Source organism: Oceanospirillum sanctuarii, assembly GCF_002150805.1.
Taxonomy (GTDB): Bacteria; Pseudomonadota; Gammaproteobacteria; order Pseudomonadales; family Halomonadaceae; genus Oceanospirillum; species Oceanospirillum sanctuarii.
Window position 1 is genome coordinate 64,606 of record NZ_MTBA01000006.1, and the last position, 19,385, is coordinate 83,990.

Genomic DNA, 19,385 nt, shown 5'->3' on the forward strand with positions numbered 1-19,385 from the left:
GTGAATTCACCTGTGCCGTTTTTTTATATCCCGAGTTTATAGGTCATAGCCTATAGCTCAGATGAAATATGACATCTCCAACATTTGCTATGATGCAGGGGTTTCTGCGGCCGTTTTTATTTTGGGAGGGTTTGCGATGAGACCTCCTGTGAGCACCAAAATCAGAGCGGTCAAAAGAATCAGACTCCACTCACTAATACCTGCGAGAACCAGACTGACAGCGGTGATCAAAGGCGCAGCAAAGCTTGATATGGCGAGTAGTGATCGGTTGCCATGTTTCATACCGCTATCCCACAGATAGAAGGCGCCACCGACAGGGCCTAAACCTAACAGTAAAGCACCAATGAACTCTTTTGAACTGAGAGGCCAATAGCTGGTTTCCAGAGTCAGATGAGCAGCAAGAGATAACAGGGCTACCGCTAAGGAAAGCCAGCCGATATCGTCAGAATGGCCTGCTGTTTTCGAAAGCGACCAGGAATAGGTCGACCAGATCAGCGCACAGCAGATAGCTAATGCATACCCACTGATATATTCGGCTGCTATAGCAGATGTTCCACTATCGTTCTGTGTGATTACCAAACTAACGCCAATAAAGCCCAATACACCGCCTAGCATGGCACGTTTTCTATGGCCCGGGGTTGCGACCAGTAAGGTGAGCAGTAGGGGCCACAGATAGACAATCAGGCTGACCTGAATGGCCGGTGCGAACCTCAGGGCCATAAAGTAACAAAAGTGGAAGCCAAAAAGTCCTGCTATGCCAATCAGCCATTGGCGCTTGGTCATATCCGGTTTTTGTAAGGCAGGGCGCTTTTGCAGTAAACGATTAAGGAGCATAAGTCCGGCTGAAATAGAGAAACAGAGAAACAGCAGCTGAAACGCTGGTATCTCAGTGGTCATAGTGCCAAGAAGTGCGAGAGAACCCCACAGGGTGATAGCGGATAAGCCCAAAAAAGTTGGCATCATTCTTTTCCTGCGATGACGTTAAATTGGAATGTAGAGGCTTATTCTACGGGCGGATAAATATCTTAATGTGCTGAAAAGCTGGTTTGATGTTCTGCAAAGACGTTGTAACAGCCGGTATCAGGATGAACGACATGCTTTTGGGGATTGCCCCCAGTAGCTCAGGAAGCGGCGGCTGAAGGCCGAGGCATCGTTGTAACCCACCTGCTGAGCGATCAGGGCAATAGGGGTATCGCTGTGACTCAATAAGGCTCTGGCTTTTTTCATCCGAAGCTGCAGCAGATACTGTAAAGGTGCAACTCCGGTAACTTCTCGAAACCTCTGTTTGAACTGGCTCAGACTAAGACAGGCTATCGCGGCCAACTCTTTGAGTTCCGGGGTGTGGCTCAGGTCTGTTTCAAGTGCCATTAGAACCCGCTCAATTCGTTTATCCGTCAGATTATAAGCCGTTTGTTGTGCCAGCAGTCGAATAAAAATAGCAGCCATGGAGGCTTCAATAACCGGATCAAACTGACTGTTTAGCTGATTTTCAGTGAAGAGACAAAACTCAAGAAAGTGTTCATTTACACTCAGAAGAGGAGAAGTTTCGGCGCTTAATGGTTTTGGCAAATCAGGCAGATCCGCAACCAAGAAGCGGGCATTTTCGTGTGATGAGAACCGATGGGTTAAACCCTTTTGAATCAGAACCGCTTGTCGTACACCGAGTTGAGCTTCCAGTAGGGGAGTGCCAGCCGCGGTATCAGTAAGCAGATCCAGTGTGATTTTGCCCTGCAGAGGAACCACCACCTGGGCATGATCATGGTGATGCCTTCTGGGGTGTTGGGTATAGGACCGAATAGATAGCTTGGCTTGCACGTTAGCTTAGCTGCCGACAGACAGTGTTTCCGGCAGTGGTGGTAGCTGAATTTTAATTTTAAGACCCTGTCCCGGTTCGGATTCAGCCTGAATGCTGCCGGTTAATGCCTGAGAGACCTGATTATAAACAATGTGCATTCCTAAGCCGGTACAGCCTGTATTGCGTTTGGTGGTGTGGAAAGGCTCGAAGATTTTATTCAGCGCATCCTTTGGCATACCCGCGCCGTTATCTTCATAACACACCGTCAGCCCCTGAGTGGTTTCGATAATAGAGATGCGGATCAGATTATCCGGATTGGCCTCTTCAAAGCCGTGGATAATACTGTTGTCGATCATCTGATGGAAAATCTGCACCCAGCTCTGAGTAATCGTTGGCCAGTTGAGATTATCTTCGCACTCCAGCTGAACACTGATCTGCTTTTTCTGCAGCTTCTGTTGTAAGCCAACAATCACATCGCTTAACAGTTGCTTCACATAAACAGATTCAACACGGTTCTGACCGTTTTGGGCTGCGGTCTGTTTGAATACCTGAACCAGTCGCACAACACGCTGCAGATTATCCTGCATCAGCTTGTAGGCTTCGTAGTTGTAATCACTCTTTGATGTCGGTTCCAGCATGCTACCAGCGGTTATGGCAACACCAAGGGGAGTGTTGATCTCGTGAGCAATGCCTGAAATTAACGAGGCCAGCGAAGCCATCTTTTCCCGTTCGATCAGCTGGTTCTGGGTGATTTCCAGCTCGTGCAGAGATTTCTCAAGTTGTAGGGTGCGCTGAACAACCCGTTTTTCCAGAGTTTCATTGAGATCCTGCAGAGCCTGCTCAGCACGTTTCTGGGAGGTGATCTCAATGGCTGAACCGCGCATAACGGCACTTTGCGATTCAGATTTGACCACTTTGCCATTAAAGACAAAGATGCGTTCGGTTTCAGCGATGGAGAGTTTTACCTCTAGCCCTTTAAAGTCATGGCGATTTTCAATCGCTTCAATCAGAGCTTGATTGGGAATCAACTCAATAAAGTTACGGTTGTATGCCTGAATATCGATCAAGCCCATCTGTAGCAGCATCTGTTCAGAAGCAAAGATGAGCTTGTCGTCTTCATCGGTTTCCCATAGCCAGTCAGAAGCAGCATTGGCAAAGTCGGTAAAGCGGTCACGTTCAGTTTCGATTTCTTCGTAGAGACGATTCAGGGTATGGCTTAATTGGTTGATCGAGAGTGCCAGAACACTGATTTCATCCCGCTCAGAGGTGACAAAAGGTGTCTGTTCCAGCTCCAGAGGCAGATGGCGCTGATTCGGGCGGAAGTGATCCAGATAACCAAGGATCCCTGTGATGCGACGGTTAACGCTGAGCTGGAAAACCCAAAGAATCAGAGCCGATACAATAAAGGTTTTAATCCCATTGGTGATCAGCAGCGAAAGGAAGGTTTCAAGCAGTTGCTGGTAGATGCGGTCGCTGGAGGATTCCACATAGAGCTGACCCAGCATAAAACTGGAGTCACTATCCTGATTGCTGTATTCGAGCGGGATCAGTTGGCTGATCTTATCCCCCTCAACCTGACTACCGGCCTGCCAGAATTGGCTGCCTGTGGCTGAGGTAACTTTAATAAAAGAGATGTCGGGCAGCTTCACCAGACCTTCAAGTCGAATATTGAGTTGGCGCTCATTAAATTCCCAGAGATTGATGGTCAGGGATTCGACGTGAACATCTTTCAGTTCCTGAAAGCGTGTCTCAACGGCACTCACCTCGTGACGGTAATCGCCATAAAGTTGAATGATGGTGGAGATGAAAGTGATCAGGCTGCTGATAATTACCAGAATGATAATAATCCGGCGCCCGATAATACTGGCAAAAGGATGTCGTGAGAGTTTATTGGCGTTCGACAGCTGCATAGAGACTACCGGTCTCCCAACGAAGAAATCTTCTATAAATAATTGTTTTTTTCAGCATAAAGGCTGAACACAAGGCTGGCAACTTTATTCGGTGCTAATAGCCTGATCAAAAAAACAAAACCCCGGAATTGCTTCCGGGGTTTTGTCAGACAGGCTGCCTTTTTGAGTAAAAGACACTGTGCTTTATTGCGTTCAGAGATGCGGTATTAGTGACGGAAGTGACGCATTCCGGTAAATACCATCGCCATGCCGTGTTCGTCAGCTGCATCGATCACTTCCTGATCGCGCATAGATCCACCCGGCTGGATCACAGCAGAAATACCTGCTTTCGCTGCGGCATCGATACCATCCCTGAACGGGAAGAAGGCATCAGATGCCATTACAGAGCCCGGTACTTCAAGACCTTCGTCTTCCGCTTTGATACCGGCAATTTTCGCGCTGTAAACACGGCTCATCTGGCCTGCGCCCACACCGATCGTCTGGCCATTTTTCACGTAAACAATAGCGTTAGACTTAACGAATTTAGCGACTTTCCACGCGAAGGCCAGATCGCGCATCTGTTCTTCAGTCGGTGCTTTCTTAGTCACAACTTTCAGGTCTTCGTCAGTTACCATGCCCAGGTCACGATCCTGAACCAGCAGACCACCGTTCACACGCTTGTAATCCAGACCGTGATCACGCTCACCTGGCCAGTTGTCACCGCAATCCAGCAGACGAACATTGGCTTTAGTCGCAACGATAGCGCTGGCTTCTTCGGATACTCCCGGTGCAATGATCACTTCAACAAACTGACGGTCAACGATCGCTTTAGCCGTTTCAGCATCCAGAGGACGGTTGAAAGCAATGATGCCGCCAAAAGCAGACGTTGGATCAGTCTGGAAAGCCAGCTCGTAAGCCTGCAGTGGGTTGTCAGCAATTGCCACACCACATGGGTTAGCGTGCTTAACGATCACACAGGCTGGTTCAATGAAGGATTTAACGCATTCGAAGGCTGCATCGGTATCAGCAACATTGTTGAAGGACAGCTCTTTGCCCTGCAGCTGCTTGGCGGTGGATACGCTGGCTTCAACCGGGTTCTTCTCCACATAGAAAGCGGCTTTCTGGTGTGGGTTCTCGCCATAACGCATCTCTTGCTTCTTCTCGTACTGAACATTGTAAGTACGGGCGAAGTTCTCGCTGCCACCTTCAACCAGACGGCCGAAGTAGTTAGCAATCATGCCGTCATAAGCAGCAGTGTGTTCAAAGGCTTTGATCGCCAGATCAAAGCGGGTCGCCTGTGCTACAGCGCCTTCGTTGGCATCCATATCCGCCAGAATACGGCTGTAGTCGTTGACATCAACAACGATAGTAACAAATGCGTGGTTTTTTGCTGTGGAGCGAACCATGGTCGGGCCACCGATATCGATGTTTTCCACAGCCATTTCCAGGGTGCAGTCGTCACGGGCAACAGTCGCTTCGAACGGGTACAGGTTTACTGCAACCAGGTCGATACCCTGAATACCGTTTTCAGCCATTACTGCATCGTCCATGCCGCGACGGGCCAGGATGCCGCCGTGGATTTTCGGGTGCAGGGTTTTCACACGGCCATCCATCATTTCAGGGAAGCCGGTGTAATCAGAAACTTCAACTGCTGGTACGCCCTGCTCTTTAAGCAGTTTGTACGTGCCGCCGGTGGACAGAATTTCAACACCGCGCTCGTTCAGAGCCTGGGCGAATTCAACAACACCTGTTTTGTCCGAAACGCTGATAAGCGCGCGGCGAACAGGCAGGTTTTGTGCTTTGGCAGACGTTGTGGCTGACATAGTTTGCTCTTCTTTCTCAAAGGGTGATAAGAAAACAGAAAGCGGCAGAGGTTATCTGCCGCTTTCATTAAAAAGTCGGTTTCGGGTTACAGCATGCCGTAGGTCTTGAGCTTTTTACGCAAGGTGCCACGGTTCAGGCCGAGAATCTCGGATGCCTGGCTCTGGTTATCCTTGGTGTAAGCCATAACAGCTTCCAGCAAGGGAGCTTCTACTTCCGCCAGTACCATCTGATAGAGATCGGTTACCGGTTGACCATCGAGATGGGCGAAGTAGTTCGACATCGCTTCTTCAACACTGCTACGCAGTGTGCGCGGGTTGATTTCCGCTTGGCTCATCATCTCGGGTGTGTTCTCGGAGATATCCATATTGCTCATGTTCTTATTGGTTATTGCTGTCATAACAGGGCGTCCGCTTCTGACGGTTCATGCCGGAGGTTAAGCTGCTCCGGCTGAAGAATAAATTGGCGGATCGCTTCATGCTGTTCTGTAGGCTGCTCAAGCCGATTGAAAAAGCGTCGGAAGTCAGTTCCGTTTTCCTGGGTGCCCAGATACCAGTTCACGTGTTTACGGGCGATACGGACCCCCATCAGCTCACCGTAAAAATCGTAAAGTTCGTCCAGATGACGGCTGAGAATATCGTGTCTTGTTTGCTCGTCCGGTTCAGGCAGATGTTCGCCAGTGGCCAGGTAATGGCTGATTTGGCGGAAAATCCAGGGGCGTCCCTGAGCTCCACGGCCAATCATCACGGCATCGGCACCGGTATAGTCCATAACATAGCGGGCTTTTTCCGGAGATGTAATATCACCATTGGCGAATACCGGAATGGAAATTTCCTGCTTAATGCGGGCGATGGTGTCGTATTCGGCTTCGCCTTTATAGGCATCTGCCCGGGTTCGGCCGTGAACGGCCAGCGCCTGAATACCGCTTTGTTCCGCGATTTTGGCAATCGTCACGCCATTACGGTTTTCGGGATTCCAGCCTGTGCGTATCTTGAGGGTAACCGGGATATCCACAGCCCCAACAACGGCTTCCAGAATATCCGCAACCAGCTTTTCATCTTTCAGTAAGGCGGAACCTGCGGCTTTATTGCAGACTTTTTTTGCCGGGCAGCCCATGTTGATGTCGATAATCTGAGCGCCGTGTTCGGCATTAAGTCGGGCAGCTTCGGCCAGCATCTCGGGATCACCACCTGCAATCTGCACAGAACGGGGTTCATCTTCACCGCTGTGATCCATACGCAGACGGGATTTACGGGTGTTCCAGAGGCTGACATCAGAGGTCACCATTTCGGACACCACAAGACCTGCCCCCATTTCACGACAAAGCTGTCGGAAAGGGCGATCTGTTACGCCAGCCATAGGGGCAAGAATAACCGGTGACGCTAGGGTGTATGAACCGATCTGAACCATGGTTAACCGTAAAATTTATCGCTGTCAGAAAGACAGTTACAAAATGGCAAACGGCATGCGAAGAAATCGCTCAAAGCCGTGCCAATCGGGCGTATCGAGGGGCGCTAATGATACTAGGAATCCTGAGCGTGTAAAGCTGAAGCGGGGATATTTGATTAAAAAATAGCCAGAAAATAACGCCTCCCGATCAAGGAGGCAGGTTATCTGTTTGTTTTGCTGAAATTAAAGCTCTGCAGCAGGGTAATAGCGAACGGAAAGGTTCTCAATATCGCTGACTTTCGCCTGTATTGGGAAGGAGAGTGCAACAGGTAATTCTGGCGGCAGAATATGATCAGCGAAAGGTTTGCCTTTCAGATAACTATCCGGCTGATAAAGTACCTCGGCGATAATTTTACCGCTGCGATCTCTTAGCTCCAGCAAAATAGCAGGAAAAGGCAGAGGGTTCGCCGTTGGGTTGTTCAGAACCAGTTCTGCGGTCAGCTGGTTGTTGATCTCAAAAATAGCCAGTTGTGACGCTTTCAGTTCCTCAAAATCTGAGGGCAGATAGTGATCGCAACTGCTCAATCCGCAGATCGCTTCGGCAAAACCGGATAGCCCCGGTGATTCGCTCAAGGTGCGGGTGTTGCCCCAAAGCAGAACCAGTATCAAGAGGATAAGACTTGCGGCCAGTGTTGCCGGAATCCAGGGCAGACCTGTTGCGGCCTTAGTTGGTGTGCTTTCCTTCGGCTTCTGTTCTACGTGGTCATTGTCCGGTTCTGCTCCAAAATGCAGGTCAGGCGCAAAATCAGGTGCTTCCTCATTACGGTTGGCGGACAGAGAAACTTCAAGTTGGTGATGGCGCAATTCGGGAGCCAGGCGGGCTTGGCGAATATCTGAGAGATCTTCGTCATCCAGCATCATATCCGGGGTGTCAGGCAGCATTTGCAGAAAATCTTCTGCGTTTTCCGGTACTTTTTTTGTTGCCGGTACTTTCTTGGCTTCCGGTGCTTGTTCTGCTTCAGGCTTAATCTCTGCTGGCTTTTGAGGTGCAGGTGCTTTTTCTGATTGCGAAGCAAGCTTTGTCTCAGTTTCAGCAGTAACGGCTACATCTGAGGAATAAGCAGAGAGATCGGGGGTATCTGAATCGGTATCAGCTGGAATTGAGGTCGATATAGCCTCGCTTTTTCCCACTGAGTGAGTTTCTTGCTCGGATGCAGACTTTTGACTTTGTGCCAGAGCCTGTGATTGCTCAGAAGAGAGGGGCTGGAGAGATTCTACCGGTGATGAGCTTTCATCCGCTTCCAGCTCAAAAAGGTGGTTTGCAGCATTGAAAATTTTCTTGCAGCGGCCACAGCGGGCAACGCCAAAAGCCTGTTGCAGGTCAGCATCAGAAACAGCAAAACAGGTTGAGCAGTGGGGGCAGCGGGTTAGCCGGTCATCCATCATCGGTCAGTCATTCTTCCAACAAGAGTCTGAGTTACATCATAAGATTATGAAAGCAAACAGGCAATCCCGTTCAAATGGGACCACCTGTTTATAACAGCTTCAAGTTATTGAGGAAAGTATGCTTTTTGACCGCCAGGGCTAGTGTCTGACAAGGATCAGGACTGTACTTTAACGGCGCTCAGGCAAACCCACTCTTCCTTCTGTTTAACCGGATCAAAGTTAAACCAAGGGGCGTAAGCTGCCATAACATCATCCGCCTGATGGGAAAGAATACCGGAAAGTACCAGCTTACCCTGATCCTTAACCAGAGCTGAAATGGTCGGTGCCAGGTCGATCAGTGGTCCGGCCAGAATATTGGCCAGCATCAGGTCTGCTTTAACATCACCAATTTTGCCGGGATAGAAAACATCAAAGCTTTCAGCAGGCAGGCCATTTCGATCGGTATTTTCCCGGGTAGCAACCAGTGCCTGTGGATCGTTATCAACACCATAGGCTTTTTCGGCTCCCAGTAGCAGAGCAGCCACGCCTAAAATGCCGGAGCCACAGCCGTAATCCACAACGGTCTGACCAGCGACATCATTCTCATCCAGCCATTGCAGGCACATAAAGGTGGTTGGGTGCGTGCCTGTTCCGAAGGCAAGACCCGGATCCAGCTGAAGGTTAGTTGCTTCCGGGTTAGGTGCTTCTTTCCAGCTTGGGCAGATCCAGAGGCGGTTGCCGACCTGAATTGGGTGGAAGTTTTCCATCCACTCGCGTTCCCAGTCTTTATCTTCCAGAATCTCAATGCGTGGCGAAGGGAAAGCCTGATCCGGAAATACTGATGCCCAGCCCAGTTGCAGACCCTGAAGCATCGCTTCGCTGTCCTGTTCGGCATCAAACAGGCCGGTGATACGGGTCTGTGTCCATAAAGGTGTAGTGCCCCGGATAGGCTCGAACAGGGGTTGATCAGCACCATCTTCCAGAGTGACCGCATTAGCACCTGCGGCCAGCAGAAACTCTTCCAGTACTTCAGCGTGAGCTGGATTGGTGTCCATTTTAATTTGAAGCCAAGGCATCTTTGTCTCCGGGGTGTATTCAGCCTGTGATTCTGAGCCGTAAGGCTCGCTTGGGGCTATTGTACACCGAATTATTATCCGGTGTGCTGTTACGTCCTGGGTTGGGTTTAAGGAAAAGGATTGCTTTATAGCGGGGGGGCTTTAGACAGGCGAAAAAAAACCGGAAGCGATGCTTCCGGTTTTTTTAGGTTCTGTAAGCAAGCTTACAGAGACAGTTTCTTCTCAAGGTAGTGAATGTTCACACCACCTTCCATAAAGCCACTGTCACGAACCAGATCCTGCTGCAGGCCAATGTTGGACTTGATGCCTTCAATAACAATTTCGTCCAGAGCATTACGCATACGGGTCAGCGCGATCTCACGGGTTTCACCCCAGGTGATCAGCTTACCGATCAGGGAATCGTAGTAAGGCGGTACGGTGTAACCATCATACAGGTGGCTGTCCATACGCACGCCCAGACCGCCAGGAGCGTGGAAGTGATCCACTTTACCCGGAGACGGCAGGAAGGTTTTTGCATCTTCCGCGTTGATACGACACTCAAAAGAGTGACCACGGATAACGATGTCTTCCTGTTTGATAGTCAGAGGCAGGCCGCTGGCGATGCGCAGCTGCTCTTTAACAATATCAACACCGGTTACCATCTCAGATACCGGGTGCTCAACCTGAACACGGGTATTCATTTCGATGAAGTAGAAGCCGCCGTCTTCATACAGGAATTCGAAAGTACCGGCACCACGGTAGCCGATTTCGATACAAGCCTGTACACAACGCTCCTGAACTTCGCGACGTACGTCTTCAGGAATGCCTGGTGCTGGTGCTTCTTCCAGAACTTTCTGGTGACGACGCTGCAGAGAGCAGTCACGGTCGCCCAGATGGATCGCATTGCCCTGACCATCGGCCAGAACCTGGATCTCAACGTGGCGTGGGTTCTGCAGGAATTTTTCCATGTAAACGGTGTCGTCACCGAAAGCTGCTTTTGCTTCAGCTTTGGTTACCTGAACAGCGTTTACCAGGTGTGCTTCAGTGTGAACAACGCGCATACCACGACCACCGCCACCGGCAGCCGCTTTGATGATCACTGGCAGGCCGATACGGCGTGCAGTCTGAACCACAAACTCAGGGTCGTCCGGCAGCGGGCCGTCAGAACCCGGAACCGTAGGAACGCCTGCTTTCTTCATCGCGTCAATTGCAGATACTTTGTCACCCATCAGGCGGATAACGTCTGCTTTAGGACCGATGAATTTGAAACCGCAACGCTCCACCTGTTCGGCGAAGTCGGCGTTTTCAGCCAGGAAGCCGTAGCCCGGGTGGATGCCTTCTGCATCGGTAACTTCAGCAGCGCTGATAATTGCCGGAATGTTCAGATAGCTATCGGTAGAAGAAGCCGGACCGATACATACAGATTCGTCTGCCAGACGAACATGCATCAGATCACGGTCTGCTGCAGAGTGAACGGCTACAGTCTTGATGCCCAGTTCTTTACAGGCACGCAGAATACGCAGCGCAATTTCACCCCGGTTTGCAATAAGTACTTTATCAAGCATGATCGAGCCTTATGAATTCTGGAGTCAAAAAAGGGTTATCTGTCGTAAGCGGTTGCTTAAACGATAGAAACCAGCGGCTGATCGAATTCAACCGGCTGACCATCTTCAACCAGAATTTCACCGATAGTACCGTCTTTGTCTGCTTCGATCTGGTTCATCATCTTCATCGCTTCAACGATGCAGATAGTGTCGCCTTTCTTAACCTTCTGACCTACTTCAACGAACACTTTAGCGCCCGGAGCCGGAGAGCGGTAGAAAGTACCAACCATTGGAGATTTAACCAGGTGACCTGCAGGAGCTGCCGCCGCAGGAGCTGCTTCTGCAGCAGGTGCCGCTGCTGGTGCAGCAACAGGAGCCGGAGCTGCAACAGGAGCCGGCGCGTACTGAACCTGAGCACCGCTCATGTTACGGCTGATGCGTACAGACTCTTCGCCTTCCTGAATTTCGATTTCAGCGATGTTGGATTCTTCCAGCAGCTCAATCAGTTTTTTAACTTTACGAATATCCATGATTAATCTCTTTCACTTGTGTGTGGAACATGAGCCCAAGCGATGCATAGGCTATTGTGAGTTTTCTGCCGAAGCAGAGAAAAAGAACCGGCGGATCAGCACTAAAAGGTTTAATCCGTCAGACTAATTTGGGCTTTTTGTCGCTGATAAATTTCAAAGCTGCCGTTAAAGCAAAGTCATAACCCTGAGCGCCAAGTCCACAGATTACTCCCACTGCGACATCAGACAGATAAGAATGATGACGGAAGGCTTCACGGGCATGGACATTAGACAGATGCACTTCGATAAAAGGGATCTGAACACCCAGTAACGCATCGCGAATAGCAACACTGGTATGGGTAAAAGCTGCAGGATTGATGATGATAAAGTCGACAGACTCATCACGGGCGGCATGGATACGATCGATCAGAGCATGTTCAGCATTGCTCTGGAAGCATTCCAGTTGATGTCCCTGGCTTGAGGCTGTTACCGCAAGATGTTCTGAAATATCAGCCAAAGTCTGACTGCCATAAATTTCAGGCTCGCGGGTGCCGAGCAGGTTCAGATTGGGGCCGTTTAACACCAGAATGGAAGCCATAATCAACAGAGTATCCGGGTGACAAAAAAGCAAAAATAAAAAGCAAACAGTTGTTTGACTCTGTTTGCTGCGAAAATCGTTAAAAAGAAGTTTAACTGCATTTAATATCGGTTAAATGATGATGAAACTGCAGTTTTTACTTCGCAAGCCAGTGTAGTTTGCCGAATTTGACAGTTCTTGTCCAGTTTTCGTCTGTTCCGCTTTGTTTGGCTGCTTTTTACTGCGTGTTACTGAATTTTACCTGTTTGTACTCTGTCGGGTGAAATTTGTATTTCAGTGATCTGAATCAGGCAAAAATCAGTTGATAATGATGTGATTTATCAGCCTCTTTTAAGGCTGAAACATGCAGGCTGTTGAACAGCCCGCGATGTGGGTGCTTTTGGCGACTTAAACAAGAGTCTGTACATCATGGATTTGTGATGTTTTTCAAAAAAGCTTTGCGAAAATCTACTTCTGAGTCAGGTTTAACCGCTGGCGATGAGGGGGATAACAAAGTCCCGCTTCCGCACATCCCTGAAAAACCACTTCAACAACGACCCCTTGTTTAAGCTCAGTGGCTGAGGTTTCAAACTGATAGCTCAGCTCGGCTTTATGACGCAGGATTTCCACCCGTCCCTGAAACTCATCATCAACCTTCTCTCCCTTTGGCATGCTAAGAGGATTAAGTGCCGTACTTTCGGGAAGCAGGCTTGTGACCTGAAATCGCGACAAGTAGAGATAGTGACCGGGTTCGATATCCCATGTCAGAGTCAGTGTAGTTCCTTTCAGCTCTCCTTCAAGGTGAAAGGCTTCCTCGACAGGAAGAAAGCCATCGGCAGAAGCGCTGCCGAAGCCTGCTGGTTTGGTGTCGAAAAATCCTGCTTCAGTTGCTGGCGGGTAAACAGCAAAGGCTAAAAGGCACAAGGTAAACATAAATATAGTAGCCAGACGGCGAAGTAAGACTGTAGATGGGCTTTTCAAGAACGTGCTTCCTGTAATGTGTTTCGGTGATTCTGCTCTGAACATAATTTTCTGACCTGCTTATTTCAGGCCTCAGACCTAGGCGTCTGCAAGTCTAGGTGCCTTCAAGCTTAAATGTCTTCAAGCTTAGGTATCTTCAATCTTAGATGACTCAAGCTTGGGTATCTTCAGGCGGAGCCAGGTGCTGCATTGGGTTTTCCACTAAGAAGCCCCATAATACAGAGTAAAGACAGTTATATAAGATGCTGTCAGTATCACAGGGTTCCGGCCTAAGTGAAATTATCAGCACGCATGAGGAATATAGAATGTTAAAGCAGCTAGGAGCGAAAGTCGCTGACCAGTGGGATAACCTCAGAGATCGTTTACCCGGCGGTTTAATGGGTAAAGCCGTGGGCGGCGGTCTTGCGGTTTACCTGATCGGTGCTGCCGGTGTGGGTTGGTACTGGAGTCAGGAACCTGAGCCTTTTTCAGTGGCTGAACATGTTCGTGTGACTGCTGAGATGAATGGTCAGGCGTCGGATGCCACCAAGGTAGGTTATGCAACAACAACGACGATGATACGTATCGCAGAAACTCTGTTAGATAAACCGGGCGGTTATCTTTCTAATGATCGTTTTCCGCCGGGGCTTTGGCTGGATAACATCCCGAACTGGGAATATGGCGTATTGATTCAGCTTAGGGATATGAGTCGCTCTCTGCGCAAAGATATCTCCCGCTCCCAGTCTCAATCGACCGAAGACAAGGATCTGACCATTGTTGAGCCTCAGTTCAACTTTGACAGTAACAGCTGGATTCTGCCTTCTACAGAGGGAGAATACCGTCAGGGTATCAAAGCCCTGATCCGTTACCGTGATCGTCTGGTGGATGACAACCAGAACGATGCGCAGTTTTATGCCCGTTCCGATAACCTGAGAAACTGGCTGATGGATGTGGAAACACGTCTGGGTAGCTTGTCTCAGCGTCTGAGTGCCAGTGTGGGTAAGTCACAGGTGAATATCGATCTGGCAGGCGATCCTTCTGCCGAGCAATCGACCCGCAAGCCGGATCTGCAACAGGTTAAGACTCCCTGGTCTGAAATCGACGATGTTTTCTACGAAGCGCGCGGTACCGCATGGGCACTGATTCATATTCTGAAAGCGGTGGAGACCGATTTTCAGGGCGTGTTGAAGGATAAAAATGCCGAGGTCAGCCTGCGTCAGATTATTCGTGAGCTGGAGGCGACTCAGGAGCCTCTGTGGAGCCCTATGATTCTGAATGGCAGTGGCTTTGGCATGTTTGCTAACCACTCTTTAGTAATGGCGTCTTATATCTCCCGTGCCAATGCAGCCATTATTGATCTGCGGGAGCTATTGTCACGGGGTTGATACCAACGATTGTTACGGTTTCAGCGGGCAGGTGGAAATATCCCTATGATCTGACTCAAATTAATGGTTAATAGTCTTTGGCTTACAACAGAAACCGGCTTTGCTTGCTTTGCAACAGCCGGTTTTTTTGTCACTCTCAAGCAGCGTTTTAGCCAATAAAACAAAGAATAAAGGATTAATAAAATGAATACGGAGCATTTTAAAATTGCTGTTATCGGCGCAGGACATGCCGGTATTGAGTTGCTGCAGAAGCTGTTTGAAGCGGAATTTGTCGATATTGTGGGTGTTGCTGATACCAAGCAGGATGCACCGGGCATGCTGTTAGCCCGTGAGCATCAGATCCCGACAACAACCGATATGAATAGCCTGTTGGTGAATAGTTCTGAAATCGACATCATCATTGATGTAACAGGTGTTAAAGCGGTACGTGATGCCCTTCGCAGCCACATGCAGGAAAGTGGCAACTACCATACCGTGATTATGCATGAGCGTATTTCTGCACTTCTGCTATCACTCTTTAACGGTGAAATGGTACAAACCAAAGCCAGTGATGATTTCTATTAAGTTCTGTTGCGCTCAGTGATTCAGGTTTTTACCTGACCTTAAAAAGGCTCCCTCGGGAGCCTTTTTGCGCATTGGTGTTAACCTGAGTTGAGCGAGTGGTTTTTAACGCTCAATCAGCATAGCGATACCCTGACCACCACCGATACACAGACTGATTACCGCGTATTTACCTTGTACACGCTCCAGCTCATAAAGCGCCTTCACCGTGATAATGGCACCGGTTGCGCCAACCGGGTGACCCAAAGAGATACCACTACCATTTGGATTCAGCTTTTCTTCCGGAAGCCCCAGATCTTTGGCCACAGCCAGTGCCTGAGCCGCGAATGCCTCGTTCACTTCCCAGACATCGATATCGTCAACGGATAGTTCGTGTTTTTCCAGCAGTTGGCGGATCGCAGGAACCGGACCGATACCCATATATTTAGGTTCAACTGCTGCAAAGCTATAGCCCACCAGCTTCGCCATTGGCGTCAGGCCAAGTTTTTGCGCTTCTGCTTCAGACATCATAGTGACCGCTGCAGCCGCGTCATTGAGGCCGGAGGCATTACCCGCAGTTACTGAGCCTTCTTTCTGGAAAACAGGACGCAGTTTGCCCATATCATCAGCGCTGCAGTCAAAACGGATGTGCTCATCGGTTGCGAATTCTGTGGTGCCTTTACGGGTTTTCAGCTCAACCGGCATGATCTGATCTTTGAAGCGACCCTGTTCTGTTGCAGCCTGAGCGCGTTGATGGCTCAAAGCGGCCAGTGCATCCTGTTGTTCGCGACTGATCTCCCATTTTTCTGCTACGTTCTCGGCGGTAACGCCCATGTGGTAGTTTTCCATCGGACAGGTCAGAGCGCCTGTCATGGAATCCACGATCTGGCCATCACCCATGCGCTGACCAAAACGGGCAGCGGGAACCCAGTACTGAGCGCGACTCATGGACTCAGCGCCACCGGCAACTGCGGCATCGCAAACACCCAGCTCAATCTGCTGAGCGGCAGTCACAATCGCCTGCAGACCACTACCGCACAAGCGGTTTACGGTTAGTGCTGGAGTGTTGACCGGCAGGCCAGCCTCAAGGGCTGCCACGCGGCTGATATACATATCACGACGATCTGTGTGCAGTACGTTACCAAACACGACATGGCCAATCTGCTCCGGTTGCAGGTTGGCTCGGGCAACTGCTTCACGGGTTACCGATGCCGCCAGAGTGGTTGCCGGAACATCCTTCAGGCTGCCACCAAAACCGCCGATTGCTGTACGAACACCACTGAGAAAAACTACCTTCTGTGTCATGCCTTGCTCCTGAGTCCCGCGATTCAGTCTGATCGGGGATGAGTTATTGGGGAATAAAATTAAATCGGGCAGTTTGCTGCCTGAGCCTCTCAGCCTCCTGTCTCTGTTTTAGGAGAAGGCTGAAAGGCTGGGCCCGTTTTACAGGCTGGAAAGCTTGCGCTTATGCCAGCTGCGCACGGATCTCTTTTTTGTTGATCTTGCCGACCGACGTTTTCGGAATATCGTCCACCATGCGGATCTGATCCGGAATCGCCCATTTGGAGATATGACCGGTTTCAACGTACTGGCTCAGATGCTGCTGAAGATCTTCCTGAGTCAGATCTGGTGTTTTAGGTACGACCATAGCGAAAGGACGCTCACCCCATTTTTCATCCGGCACGCCGACCACAGCCACAGCAGCAACATCTGCGTGCTGGCTGATCAGGTTTTCCAGTTCGATAGATGAGAGCCATTCGCCACCGGTTTTGATCACATCCTTGATTCGGTCTTTGATTTCGACAAAACCGTTCTCATGAATACTGGCAACATCGCCAGTATGCAGACGACCGCCTTCCCAAAGTTCTTCCTGCTTTTCGTTCTCTTTAAAGTAGCCCTGAGTCAGCCAGGGTGCCTGTACGGTAATTTCACCAACCGCCTGGCCATCATGGGCCGCCAGATCACCGTTTGGCTCGGTAATCGTCAGGTCAACCATGTTCGATGCGACACCGGTCAGGGTGCGGTATTTCAGTTGTTTCTCGATTGGCAGCGCCCGTTGTTCCTGATTCAGGTGCGTCACTGTCAGTAGTGGGCAGGTCTCGGACATGCCATACGCGGAATAGATGTCAGCACCCTTATCGATAGCTGCTTGTGCCAGACCTTGTGGCAGAGCGCTACCACCGATCAGAATTTTCCAGTTATCAAAGCGCGCCTGCTTGCCGGACTCACAACCCAGCAGCATCTGCAGAATAGTCGGTACACAATGAGAGAAGGTCACCTTGTGCTCACGAATCAGGTTCACCAGCATGTCCGGCTCATAACGTCCCGGATAGATCTGGGTACAGTTCAGCATCACTGCAGCGTAAGGCACACCCCAGGCGTGAACGTGGAACATAGGTGTGATCGGCATATAAACCGAATCCGAACGCAGTAGCGGCAGGCCGGCATAGCTGCCCAGCATGCCCACCATATTCAGAGTGTGTAGTACCAGCTGGCGATGGCTGAAGAACACGCCTTTTGGATTGCCTGTGGTTCCTGTGGTGTAGAAGGTAGTCGCAATACTGTCTTCGTCAAAATCCGGGAACTCACAAACCAGCTCTTCGGCACGCAGCAGCGCTTCGTATTCACCGATAAAGTCCACATCACCAACCGCTTCACTGTTGGCCTGATCGGTCAGACGGATATAGCCATCAACTGTTTTCAGGTGTCCATCCAGCTGCTGAATCAGAGGCACAAAGTCATCATGTACCAGAACCAGCTTATCTTCCGCATGGTTCATGGTGTAGGCGATCTGCTCTGGAGACAGGCGAATGTTTACATGGTGCAGAACCGCACCGAGCATAGGCACAGCAAAATAACATTCTAGATAACGGTGACTGTCCCAGTCCATTACGGCAACGGTATCGCCAGCTTGTACACCGGCAGCTTTCAGAGCATTAGCCAGTTGCTGAACACGCTGATGAAAATCACGGTAGCTGAAGCGGGTTTCTCCGCGATAGATAATCTCATTGTCCGGCTCAAAGCGTCCTGCTGAAGCAAAGATCTGTTTAATCAGCAGGGGATAGGATTTTGCTGCTTTAGCACCTGGCAAAATTTTAGTTGGCATACTGCATCTCCGATTGTTTTTGTTATGAGATTGAAAGTGGCCCCAACCTGCATTGGTTGAGATAGCTTCCAAAGTGATCCGAGAGTCTTTGTAAGTTGTGCCCAGAAACTGCGTTAAATGAACTGCTGAGCGTTTGCTCTCAAATCAGCTGATCCTGATTTTTGAGCGAAACTCTGTTTATCAACAAGGTGTTGACGCTTATAGAATGGTTAATGGCGTGAAATGATAATTTATTTGCCCTAATATGGAGCTTCTTTTAAAGGCAAAATAGCGACTTATGAGTCACTGAAATAGCGCACTTGCAACCGGATCAGTTCATGCTCAGACAGACAGAACGCTATCAAAGTACAGTTATTGGTAGTTGGCCGTTGGTGATCAGCCGGGCGTTGGATCATTACCATATTGATGGCGGCTCTTTGCTGGCTCGTGTGGGAATTGATCAGAGTATGGCGAACCAGCCGGAAACCCGTTATCCCCTGGCTACGATTGACCGGCTGTGGCGACTGGCCCGAAATCTGACCGATGATGAAGCGGTCGGGCTGACGGTTGCACGGTTCGTAAGACCGACATCCTGGCATGCGTTGGGCTTTGCGATCTGGGCCAGTGATACCCTGATGGAATGCTTCAGAAGACTGGGGGAAAACCTGCGCATGTTCGCTGATTATGGCGAGATAACGATTACACCTTTTGGTTCTGATGTTGAGATCAGTGTTTATCGTCGTCAGGGGCTGAGCCGGGAGCAGTTGGCGCCGGAAGAGATGGATGCTTTTATCGGTACCTCGGTGCTGACCGCACGACATATTTACCGGCCTGGTTTTTCCCCGAAGAGTGTCTGGCTCAGCCGGCCTCAACCCCTTGATCCTACTCCCTGGCAGCGGCTGTTTAAGTGTCCGGTATTCTTCAATGCCGCTCATGACAAAATTATCTTTGAAGCAGCAGCTATGTATCAGCCTCTTCTGACGGCGAGTCCCGAATTAGCGGAGCAGAATGATGCTCTCGTTGCCGAGTATCTGGCGCGATTGGATCGGAGTGACCTGAGAACCCGGCTGGAATCTTTGCTGCTAAACCATCTGCCGCTGGGAAGTCTTTCGATTGATGAGGTGGCTGGATCACTTAATCTCAGCCCACGAACCTTGCAGCGACGTTTGCAGGAAAAAGACATCAGTTATCAGCAGGTACTGGATGAATTGCGTCAGAAGCAGGCGCTGCATTGGGTGAGGCTGAATTATCTGACGATTGGTGAGATCAGTTACCGACTGGGTTTTAATCACCCTGCCAACTTTACGCGTGCTTTTAAGCGTTGGTTTGATGAAACGCCTAAGAAGTTACGTCAGAGTCTTGTGAACTGAGATATGGCTTTTCTGAGCATATTGTACGGGCATAAAAAACG

The 19,385-nt window shown here is 49.8% G+C and carries 17 protein-coding genes; 3 read left to right on the forward strand and 14 right to left on the reverse strand.

Translation table 11 applies throughout. The annotated features are described in order from the left end of the window. Positions 1-87: 87 nt before the first annotated feature. The 12 genes from BV405_RS12815 to BV405_RS12870 all read right to left on the reverse strand — a co-directional run bounded on the left by BV405_RS12815 (position 88) and on the right by BV405_RS12870 (position 12,937). Positions 88-960, reverse strand: coding sequence for a DMT family transporter (locus BV405_RS12815; protein WP_086481293.1), 873 nt, complete (start codon positions 958-960; stop codon positions 88-90). A 120-nt stretch (positions 961-1,080) separates the two neighbouring features. Then, positions 1,081-1,746, reverse strand: a complete 666-nt coding sequence (locus BV405_RS12820) for a helix-turn-helix domain-containing protein (protein ID WP_086481294.1) — start codon at positions 1,744-1,746, stop codon at positions 1,081-1,083. Between the two features lie 75 nt (positions 1,747-1,821). Beyond that, the gene (locus BV405_RS12825) at positions 1,822-3,705 is read right to left on the reverse strand and encodes a sensor histidine kinase (RefSeq protein WP_086481295.1); all 1,884 of its coding nucleotides are present in this window, start codon (positions 3,703-3,705) and stop codon (positions 1,822-1,824) included. 206 nt (positions 3,706-3,911) lie between these two features. Then, positions 3,912-5,507 (reverse strand): bifunctional phosphoribosylaminoimidazolecarboxamide formyltransferase/IMP cyclohydrolase, encoded by a 1,596-nt coding sequence (purH, locus tag BV405_RS12830; RefSeq protein ID WP_086481296.1) that lies wholly within the window; start codon positions 5,505-5,507, stop codon positions 3,912-3,914. Positions 5,508-5,593: 86 nt separating this feature from the next. Further along, positions 5,594-5,872, reverse strand: coding sequence for a DNA-binding transcriptional regulator Fis (gene fis / locus BV405_RS12835; protein WP_086481336.1), 279 nt, complete (start codon positions 5,870-5,872; stop codon positions 5,594-5,596). A 29-nt stretch (positions 5,873-5,901) separates the two neighbouring features. Beyond that, positions 5,902-6,915, reverse strand: a complete 1,014-nt coding sequence (gene dusB, locus BV405_RS12840) for a tRNA dihydrouridine synthase DusB (protein ID WP_086481297.1) — start codon at positions 6,913-6,915, stop codon at positions 5,902-5,904. Between the two features lie 222 nt (positions 6,916-7,137). After that, complete coding sequence (locus BV405_RS12845) at positions 7,138-8,340, reverse strand: DUF3426 domain-containing protein (RefSeq protein ID WP_086481298.1); 1,203 nt, start codon at positions 8,338-8,340, stop codon at positions 7,138-7,140. Between the two features lie 155 nt (positions 8,341-8,495). Continuing rightward, positions 8,496-9,395: a 50S ribosomal protein L11 methyltransferase gene (gene prmA / locus BV405_RS12850; RefSeq protein ID WP_086481299.1), complete on the reverse strand. Its 900-nt coding sequence runs from the start codon at positions 9,393-9,395 to the stop codon at positions 8,496-8,498. 203 nt (positions 9,396-9,598) lie between these two features. Next, entirely contained in the window at positions 9,599-10,939 is a 1,341-nt protein-coding gene (gene accC / locus BV405_RS12855; RefSeq protein WP_086481300.1) for an acetyl-CoA carboxylase biotin carboxylase subunit, read from the reverse strand. A gap of 56 nt (positions 10,940-10,995) precedes the next feature. Continuing rightward, on the reverse strand, positions 10,996-11,448 hold the full coding sequence (gene accB / locus BV405_RS12860; RefSeq protein WP_086481301.1) for an acetyl-CoA carboxylase biotin carboxyl carrier protein: 453 nt from the start codon (positions 11,446-11,448) through the stop codon (positions 10,996-10,998). Between the two features lie 118 nt (positions 11,449-11,566). Beyond that, positions 11,567-12,025 carry a type II 3-dehydroquinate dehydratase gene (gene aroQ / locus BV405_RS12865; RefSeq protein ID WP_086481302.1) on the reverse strand — a complete coding sequence of 153 codons (459 nt, stop codon included), beginning with the start codon at positions 12,023-12,025 and terminating at the stop codon, positions 11,567-11,569. 447 nt (positions 12,026-12,472) lie between these two features. Next, positions 12,473-12,937 (reverse strand): protein-disulfide reductase DsbD domain-containing protein, encoded by a 465-nt coding sequence (locus BV405_RS12870; RefSeq protein WP_176330155.1) that lies wholly within the window; start codon positions 12,935-12,937, stop codon positions 12,473-12,475. Between the two features lie 353 nt (positions 12,938-13,290). On the opposite strand from BV405_RS12870, the gene BV405_RS12875 reads away from it, so the two are divergent. Both BV405_RS12875 and BV405_RS12880 read left to right on the forward strand, forming a co-directional pair. Further along, positions 13,291-14,349 carry a DUF2333 family protein gene (locus BV405_RS12875; protein ID WP_086481304.1) on the forward strand — a complete coding sequence of 353 codons (1,059 nt, stop codon included), beginning with the start codon at positions 13,291-13,293 and terminating at the stop codon, positions 14,347-14,349. Between the two features lie 183 nt (positions 14,350-14,532). Further along, a complete protein-coding gene (locus BV405_RS12880; protein ID WP_086481305.1) occupies positions 14,533-14,913 on the forward strand; it encodes a Gfo/Idh/MocA family oxidoreductase in 381 nt (126 codons plus the stop codon). A gap of 102 nt (positions 14,914-15,015) precedes the next feature. Here the strand turns inward: BV405_RS12880 and bktB are convergent, their stop codons facing one another. Together bktB and BV405_RS12890 are read right to left on the reverse strand one after the other, a co-directional pair. After that, positions 15,016-16,194 (reverse strand): beta-ketothiolase BktB, encoded by a 1,179-nt coding sequence (gene bktB, locus BV405_RS12885; RefSeq protein ID WP_086481306.1) that lies wholly within the window; start codon positions 16,192-16,194, stop codon positions 15,016-15,018. A gap of 160 nt (positions 16,195-16,354) precedes the next feature. Continuing rightward, complete coding sequence (locus BV405_RS12890; protein WP_086481307.1) at positions 16,355-17,995, reverse strand: fatty acid--CoA ligase; 1,641 nt, start codon at positions 17,993-17,995, stop codon at positions 16,355-16,357. Positions 17,996-18,312: 317 nt separating this feature from the next. Here BV405_RS12890 and BV405_RS12895 point away from each other — a divergent pair, with 317 nt between their 5' ends. Further along, positions 18,313-19,344 carry an AraC family transcriptional regulator gene (locus BV405_RS12895; RefSeq protein ID WP_086481308.1) on the forward strand — a complete coding sequence of 344 codons (1,032 nt, stop codon included), beginning with the start codon at positions 18,313-18,315 and terminating at the stop codon, positions 19,342-19,344. Positions 19,345-19,385: the final 41 nt, after the last annotated feature.